Source organism: Methanosphaera cuniculi, from assembly GCF_003149675.1.
GTDB classification, from domain to species: domain Archaea; phylum Methanobacteriota; class Methanobacteria; order Methanobacteriales; family Methanobacteriaceae; genus Methanosphaera; species Methanosphaera cuniculi.
Window position 1 is genome coordinate 21,908 of sequence record NZ_LWMS01000011.1, and the last position, 7,810, is coordinate 29,717.

The window sequence follows — 7,810 nt, forward strand, 5'->3', positions numbered from 1 at the left end:
ATGCCAAAGGATGAAAGTATAAAAAAAGTATTAATAATTGGTTCAGGACCTATTCAAATAGGACAAGCAGCAGAATTTGACTACTCAGGATCACAAGCATGTAAATCACTACGTGAAGAAAACATAGAAACAGTACTAGTAAACAGTAATCCTGCAACAATCCAAACAGATATAGACTCAGCAGATAAAGTATATGTAGAACCACTAAATGCAGAGATAGTAGCAAAAATAATAGAAAAAGAACAAGTAGATGCAATACTTCCAACAATGGGAGGACAAACTGGTTTAAATATTGCAATAGATCTTGATAAAATGGGAGCTCTTGATGGTATACGAGTACTAGGATCTCCTATTGAAACTATTAATAATGTAGAAGATCGTGACTTATTTGCAGAATTCATGGATAAACTAAATGAACCAATACCTAAATGTCATGCAGTAAACTCACTAGAAGAAGCATACAAAGCAGTAGATGACATAGGATATCCTGTAATTGTAAGACCAGCATTTACACTTGGTGGAACTGGTGGAGGAGTTGCAAATAACAAACAAGAACTTGAAGAAATTGTAACACACGGACTTGAAATGAGTTTCATCAACCAAGTACTAATAGATGAATCAGTACTCGGATGGGAAGAATTCGAATATGAAGTAATGCGAGATAAAAATGATTCATGTATCATAGTATGTAACATGGAAAACATTGATCCTATGGGAATACACACAGGTGAAAGTGTAGTAGTAGCACCAACACAAACATTTTCAAACGATGATAACCAACGTTTACGTGATGCATCAATAAAAATCATACGAGCACTAGGAATTGAAGGTGGATGTAACATACAATTTGCAGTAAACCCAGAAACACGTGAATACAAAGTAATTGAAGTAAACCCACGTGTAAGTCGAAGTAGTGCATTAGCATCAAAAGCAACAGGATATTCAATTGCAAAAGTATCATCTAAAATAGCACTAGGAATGACACTAGATGAAATAAAAAATGACATAACCAAAGAAACACCAGCATCATTTGAACCAGCAATAGATTATGTTATTGTAAAAATCCCAAGATGGCCATTTGATAAATTCAAAGGAAATACAGGAGAACTTGGTGTACAAATGCAATCAACTGGAGAAGTAATGGCAATAGGACGTACAATTGAAGAAGCACTTCAAAAAGCAATCCGGTCACTTGATATTGATCAATTTGCATTTGAATACACAGACTACACAGACTATGACTTAGAACATGCAACAGATCAAAGATTCTTCCAAGTATACTCAGCATTAAAAGATGGAAGAAGTATTGAGGAAATCGCAGAAATAACTAAGATGAGTCCATTTTTCCTAAATAAAATCAAAAACATCATAGAAATGGAAGATGTAATAAAACAAGCAGGAGAAGATTTACTAGTTGATGAAGAATTACTACGTAAAGTAAAACAATATGGTTTTGCTGATAGAACTATTGCAAATATACTTGAAATTGATGAAAAAGTAGTAAAAGATGCACGAGAAAAACTAGATCTTGGACCTGAATATAAAATGGTAGATACATGTGCAGCAGAATTTGAAGCAAAAACACCATACTACTATGGAACATATGATAGCAAAGCACAAAGTGTTGATGATGATAAGAAAAAAGTTGTAGTACTAGGAGCTGGACCTATTCGTATAGGACAAGGTATTGAGTTTGATTATTGTTGTGTACATGCAGCATTAGCATTAAAAGATGATGATATAGAAACCATACTAATTAACAACAACCCTGAAACTGTAAGTACAGACTATGACATATCAGATAAACTATACTTTGAACCATTAACCGAAGAAGATGTATTAGAAGTTCTAAAAACAGAACAACCATATGGTGTAATTGTACAATTTGGAGGACAAACCTCAATAAACCTTGCAAAAAGCATAGATGAAGCAGGATTTAAAATACTAGGAACACCATTTGAAAGTATTGACATGGTAGAAGATCGTGAACAATTCACAGAAGTACTAAATGAACTAGGAATACCACAAGCAGAATATGGAATAGCAAACTCACTAGATGATGCTCGTCAAGCAGCACATCGTATAGGATTCCCAGTACTTGTAAGACCATCATACGTACTTGGTGGACGTGCAATGGAAATAGTATATGATGATGATGAACTTGAAAGTTACATGAAAGAAGCTGTAAAAGTATCAAAAGAACATCCAATATTAGTAGATAAATTCCTAGAAGATTCAATAGAACTAGATGTAGATGCACTCTGTGATGGAGATGAAGTATATGTATGTGGAATCATGGAACACATAGAAGAAGCAGGAATACACTCAGGAGACTCAGCATGTGTAATACCACCACAAAGTGTACCAGATGAAATAATACAACAAGTAGAAGAATACACCAAAAAACTAGCATTAAGACTAGGAGTTGTAGGACTTATTAACATACAATATGCAATAAAAATGGATCCTGAACCAAAACTCTACATCATCGAAGCAAACCCACGTGCAAGTAGAACAGTACCATTTGTAAGTAAATCAATAGGAATACCAATAGCTAAAATAGCAGCACAACTAATGGTAGGAGCAAAACTTAAAGACTTTGAACTTGTAAACTACTCAGATATAGATCATGTATCAGTAAAAGAATCAGTATTCCCATTTTTAAAAATACCAGATGCAGACTCAGTACTAGGACCTGAAATGAAATCAACAGGAGAAAGTATGGGAATCGATAAAAACTTCGGACTTGCATACTACAAAGCACAACTTGCAGCAAACATGAACCTACCAACAAGTGGTAAAATCTTCTTAAGTGTACGTGATAGTGACAAACCAGAAATAGCACAAATAGCAAGAAAAGCAAAAGAACTTGGATTTGATCTAATAGCAACAAAAGGAACAGCAAATGCAGCACCAGAAGAAGATATCAAAGTTATACGCAAAGTAAGTCAAGGATCACCAAATATTCGTGATGCAATGATTAATGGTGAAGTAGCATTTGTAATAAACACACCATCAGGAAAACAATCAGCTGATGATGGATACATAATCAGACGTCTTGCAATAGAACTAGGAATACCATATGTAACAACTATTGCAGGAGCAAATGCAGTACTAAAAGCAATAGAAGAAGCATCAAATGGTGACATAAACGTAAAATCATTAAATGAATACAGTAAACTAGAATAACCCCATAAAACTAGGTTTGTAGTATTCATTAATATTTTGTATAAAAATGAATAAAAAAAACCCTATTTAATCTCCTTTTAACTTCTTTTTTTTTATCTTTTTTTTTAGACATTATAATTTTTCTAAAAAAAAAGATTTATTAAACAATCATCTTTAGTACATTGTGATTATTTTAAAAAAAATGATATTAATATCCTAATTTTTTCTCATTTTTAAGGTTATATTTTAAATAAGATTATTATAATAAACTAATACATATTATCCAAAAAATATAGTGAATATGGGAATTAGATAACAATGATAACAATTAAAAATGGTCTTGTTTTAACAGGATTTAATCTTGAACCTAAAAAAACAAATATAGTAATAGATGATGATGGAACAATAATTAAAATATCACCACATTATCAAGAAGGTGAAATAATTGATGCTACAGGCTGTATTGTGATGCCTGCTTTTATAAATGCACATACTCATATTGGTGATGCTATAGCAAAAGATGTTGGAGATGGACTTCCAATAGATGAACTTGTAGCACCACCTAATGGTCTTAAACATCAAAAACTAAAAGAAGCTACAGATCAACAACTTATTGATGCAATGCATGATGCAGCTAAGGAAATGGTACTAAATGGAATATCAACATTCATAGACTTCAGAGAAGGAGGACTTAAGGGAATAGAACTACTTAAAAAGGCAGTATATGATTTACCTATTAATGCATGTATTCTTGGACGAAGTGATAAATACTATGATCCTGATATTACAATGGATGAAGTACGTGATATTACACGTGAATTACTTCAACATTGTGATGGAATAGGACTAAGTGGAGTGGAAGATATTGATGATGAGGTAATACTTCAAATAGCTGATATATGTAACCAAGAAGATAAACTTGCAATGATTCATGTTGCAGAATACTCAGCTCTTCAAGAACAATCAGTACAAGAAACTAACCAGACAGAAGTTGAACGTGCACTTCGTAGTGGATTTACATCACTTGTTCATGTAACATATCCTATAATGCAAGATTTAGATTTACTTGCATCTAGTAGTCCATTTATCATAGCATGTCCTCGTTCAAATGGGATGCTTGGTGTTGGAATACCACCAGTATCAGCATATGTAGAAGAAAAAATTGATGTAGCACTTGGTACTGATAATGTAATGTTTAATATGCCTGATATGTTCCGGGAAATGGAATACACCCTTAAAGCTGTACGTGGTGCATATCAAAATAAGATAACAGCATATGATGTTGTTAAAATGGCAACAATAACAGGATTTAAAATACTAGGAAAAGATATTAGTATCCAAGAGGGAAATGTGTCAGATATTCTTGTTATAAAACAAAAATCAGAAGATCCATATCTTTCAATAGTAAATCGTACATCACCTGAGGATATCATTCATTTTATAATGGGAAATCAGATGTAAAATGAAATATTTAAAATTTCACCACCCTAAAATATACTCTTTTTTTTCTTATGAAAAAAATAGTTCTTTTTTAAAATAAAATAAGTTAATTTTTTTTTTTGATAATATAAAGAAAAATATGGAGGTTAAAAAAATTTAGTTTTTTTTTTAGAATAATAAGAATTTAATCATTATAGGTCTGATTCTATGTAATTTAGTTCTTCAACTTGTTTTTTGTTTTCTTTCATTTCTTTTTTGTTTTGTTTTTCTATATCATTGATATCCATGTATAGTTCTTGGAGTTTTTCTCGTATTTCAGGTGGTATAGTTTGACTTTCTTGTTTTATGAAGTCAAAATGTACTAGTATTGTTGATCCATTAGCTCTTATTGTTCCATTTTGCCATGCTTCTTGGTATATTGTAAATGATGAGTTTCCAATTTTTGTTATATATGTTCTTACTTCTACATCATATCCGAAGAATATTTGATCAAGGTAATTATATTCTGAATGTACCATGATTAGATTCCATTTTTTATATGTTAGTTCATAGTTTGGTACAAATATTTCAAATATTGGATTGCGAGCAGTTTCAAACCATAATGGTAGTACTGTGTTGTTTATATGTCTTAGTCCATCTGTTTCACCTATTCTTGGTGTTATCATTGTTTTATACATGTTATTTTAATACCTCTTTAAGAAAATGTTGTTTTATTTAAAAGAAAAAATAAAAATTGTGGGGAGGTTATGTGTTTATATATTTTTTTATGGTGGTTAGTTTGAGTCATTTGTTTGTTTTTTGACTTTTTTTGTATCATGTGATGATGTTAATGATACTTTGTCATTGTTATCTTGTATATCTCTTGTTTCTTTAATTGGAGTGTTATCTTTTGGTGTTGGTGTTGTATTTTGTGTATTATTAGATGGTGTATCATTAGTTGTTGTGTTGTTATCTGTGTTGTTTGATTTTATTGTTATGTTTTTGTTTATGATTTTATCTATTATGTTTTCATTTTTTGTTGGATTGATTTTGGTTGTATTTTGTGTTTTTGGTTCTTCTATTGTTATTTCATTTAGTTTTTCTGGATCTTCGCGTATTACATTGATTTTGTCATCCGGTTGGCTTAAGGATACTGGTAGTATTATCTTACTTACTTCATCACCAATATTGGACATCCCACATACACATCCTAGTGACATTGAAACTACTGCAAGTATTAATGCTACAAACAGTTTTCCTTTTGTTTTTTCTTTCATAAAATCACCCACTATTTATTTTTTTTAAATGATTTTATTCAAGATTATTATATTATTGTTGTACTTATTTGATTTTATTTAATGTTCTATTCTACTGTTACTGATTTTGCCAGATTTTTTGGCTTATCAGGATCTATTCCTTTTTCTACACTTATAAAGTATGCTAGAAGTTGTAAGGCTATTATGTATAATAGTGGTGCTAATATTTCATCAATATCAGGGTCAAATAGGATTTTATCTTCTATATCAAAGATCATCTTATCATCACTAGCACCTAGTATGATCATATCTGCTCCACGTGCTCTTATTTCTTCTAGGTTATTATATGTTTTCATATAACTTGAACCTGGTGGTAGTATTCCTACTACTGGTATGTTTTTATCTATAAGTGCTAGTGGTCCATGTTTAAGTTCTCCTGCAGGATATCCTTCTCCATGGATGTATGTTATTTCTTTAAGTTTTAATGCTCCTTCTAGTGCTGTTGGATAGTTGAATCCTCGTCCTATATAGAAGAAATCCTTAGAGTCTTTATATTTTTTAGCTATTTGTTCTATTTGATTTTCTGAGTCTAATAGTTCTTCTGCATATTCTGGTACTTCTTCAAGTTTTGTGAGAATTTCCTGGTTTTCACCAAGATATCCTACTAATAAATAGATACATACAAGCTGACTTATATATGTTTTTGTTGCAGCAACACTAATTTCAGGTCCTGCTCTTGTGTATATTACATGATCTGCTTCACGTGTTATTGAACTTCCTACCACGTTTACTATTGCTAGTGTTTCTGATTTTTGTTTTGCTATTTTTAATGCTTTTATTGTATCTGCTGTTTCCCCTGACTGTGTTAGGAATATTACGAGTGTATGATCATCAAGAGTTTTTTGGAAGTATTCAAATTCTGATGCTAGTATTACCTCAGTTGGTATTCCTATCTGGGATTCAATAAGATATTCTCCAACAAGTGATGCATGGTATGATGTTCCACATGCTACGAAGTATATTCTGTCAAATTTCTTAAATTTCTTTACAATTTCATGTACTTTGTCAGCTTCAGATAATGTATCTTTTATTACTTGTGGTTCTTCATAGATTTCTTTTATCATGAAATGGTCATATCCACCTTTTTCTGCCATTTCTGAATCCCATGTTATTGTTGTTATTTCTTTTGGAACAATGTTTAGTTCATAGTCCATTACTTCCACTTTATCTTTTGTAAGTTGTATTATTTCTTTATCTTCAAGATATATGATCTGATTTGTTTCATTTAGTATTGCTGGTACATCTGATGCTAGGTAGTTTCCATGATCAGATACTCCTATTATTAGAGGACTTTCATTTCTTGCACCAACTATTTTATCAGGTTCTTCTGTGGATATTGCTGCAATTGAGTATGATCCTTTAAGTCTTTTAACTGTACTTTGCATTGCTTCAAGGAAGCTTTTACCCTCATCTAGATATTTTTCAAGTAGGTGAGGTATAACTTCTGTATCAGTTTCTGATTTAAACATATGTCCTTCTGATATTAGTTCATCTTTTAGTTGTTTATAATTTTCTATTATTCCATTATGAACTACGCTTATCTTATTGTTACAGTCATTGTGTGGGTGTGCATTATCTTCTGTAGGATTTCCATGTGTTGCCCATCTTACGTGTGCTATTCCTACTTTTCCATCTATATCATCAAGATGTATTTCATCATCAACTTCGTCTATTTTTCCAATTCCTTTTTTAAGGTTTATTGTGTCTGTTACTGTTGCTATTCCAACTGAGTCATATCCTCTGTATTCGAGTTTTCTTATTGATTTGAGTATTGTTGGAGCCGCTGTTTTATCTAAAATACATCCAACTATGCCACACATTCTTTAATCACCTAATAAATTCTATAGTAAATTCTTTTTTTATATTAAAAATTATTATTTATTATTTTATTCTTTATTTTTTTATAT

Annotated in this window: 5 protein-coding genes; 2 read left to right on the plus strand and 3 right to left on the minus strand. The window is 31.3% G+C overall.

Annotated features, from left to right (window positions below; all coding sequences use genetic code 11):
• Positions 1–3,189, plus strand: coding sequence for a carbamoyl-phosphate synthase large subunit (carB, locus tag MSCUN_RS02600; protein WP_095609193.1), 3,189 nt, complete (start codon positions 1–3; stop codon positions 3,187–3,189).
• 297 nt (positions 3,190–3,486) lie between these two features.
• Positions 3,487–4,629: an amidohydrolase family protein gene (locus MSCUN_RS02605; RefSeq protein WP_095609192.1), complete on the plus strand. Its 1,143-nt coding sequence runs from the start codon at positions 3,487–3,489 to the stop codon at positions 4,627–4,629.
• Positions 4,630–4,799: 170 nt separating this feature from the next.
• Here the strand turns inward: MSCUN_RS02605 and MSCUN_RS02610 are convergent, their stop codons facing one another.
• The 3 genes from MSCUN_RS02610 to glmS form a co-directional block, all read right to left on the minus strand.
• Positions 4,800–5,285, minus strand: a complete 486-nt coding sequence (locus tag MSCUN_RS02610; protein ID WP_095609191.1) for an acyl-CoA thioesterase — start codon at positions 5,283–5,285, stop codon at positions 4,800–4,802.
• Positions 5,286–5,381: 96 nt separating this feature from the next.
• Entirely contained in the window at positions 5,382–5,864 is a 483-nt protein-coding gene (locus MSCUN_RS02615; protein ID WP_095609190.1) for a hypothetical protein, read from the minus strand.
• 86 nt (positions 5,865–5,950) lie between these two features.
• Positions 5,951–7,723: a glutamine--fructose-6-phosphate transaminase (isomerizing) gene (gene glmS, locus MSCUN_RS02620; protein ID WP_095609189.1), complete on the minus strand. Its 1,773-nt coding sequence runs from the start codon at positions 7,721–7,723 to the stop codon at positions 5,951–5,953.
• Between the last annotated feature and the right edge of the window lie 87 nt (positions 7,724–7,810).